Source organism: Agrobacterium sp. DE0009 (assembly GCF_007680755.1).
Lineage (GTDB): Bacteria > Pseudomonadota > Alphaproteobacteria > Rhizobiales > Rhizobiaceae > Agrobacterium > Agrobacterium tumefaciens_B.
Map to the genome: position 1 here is coordinate 1 of NZ_VEIU01000032.1, position 966 is coordinate 966.

A 966-nucleotide genomic window follows, 5' to 3' on the forward strand; every position below is an offset into this window, starting at 1 on the left:
GCTAGGCCAGCCGTTTGCAAGGCGCTCGAGCGTCTGCGTCAGCCAGGCCTGGGGATCGACAGAATTCATTTTTGCAGTCTGCAAAAGTGTCGCGATTGTCGCCCATGTCTTGCCGCCGCCGTCGCTGCCGGCGAAGAGACTATTTTTTCTTGTTATCGCCTGAGGTCTGATCGCTCGCTCGACGATGTTGGAGTCGAGCTCGACACGGCCGTCCGTGAGGAAGCGTTCGAAGACGTCACGACGCTTGATCGAGTACCGTAGAGCTTCGGCGAGTTTGGATTTGCCTGATACTCGCGGCAAAGTCGTCTGCCAGAGAGTGAAGAGGTCACGGACTATCGCCGCCGAGCGTTCTTGTCGGGCAGCGACACGCGCCTCAGGGCTTTGACCACGGACGGTATCTTCTATTTCCCAGAGCGTTGCCATTCGCTCGACTGTCTCAGTTGCAACCTTGGAGCTCTTGGCGACATGCAATTCATAGAACTTGCGACGGCTATGGGCCCAGCAGCCAGCCAGAATAACGCCGTCGTTGCCGCCGTCCTTGCGGACGAGTTTGCTGTAGGCCGCGTACCCGTCAACCTGCAGAATCCCGCGATAGCCGCTGAGGTGTCGTGCCACGCAGTCGGTCGCCCGACTGTCTTCGAAGCGATAGGCCACCATGGGCGGGCTGTTGCCTGCGAACGGTCGGTCATCCCTGGCATAGGCCCATAACCAAGCGGTCTTCGCCGACCCGGATCCAGGCGCCAGTGTCGGCAGGGTCGTCTCGTCGGCAAATATTCGTTCCGCCTTCTTGATTTCGTTCAGGATGTAATCGGCGAGGATGTCGAGCTCGAACCCCAGCTTTCCCATCCATTGAGCCATGAGCCTGCGGTCGAGTTCGACCTTGTCGCGGGCGTAGATCGCTTCTTGCCGATAGAGTGGTAGGCCATCGGCATATTTGGAGACGGCGATCTGGGCCAGAAGCGCTTC

Annotated in this window: 1 protein-coding gene; it reads right to left on the reverse strand. The window is 59.2% G+C overall.

Annotated elements, in window-relative coordinates; all coding sequences use genetic code 11:
• Positions 1-966 (reverse strand): IS66 family transposase (locus FS804_RS24670; protein WP_144579349.1); only part of this gene is annotated, 966 nt, incomplete at both ends.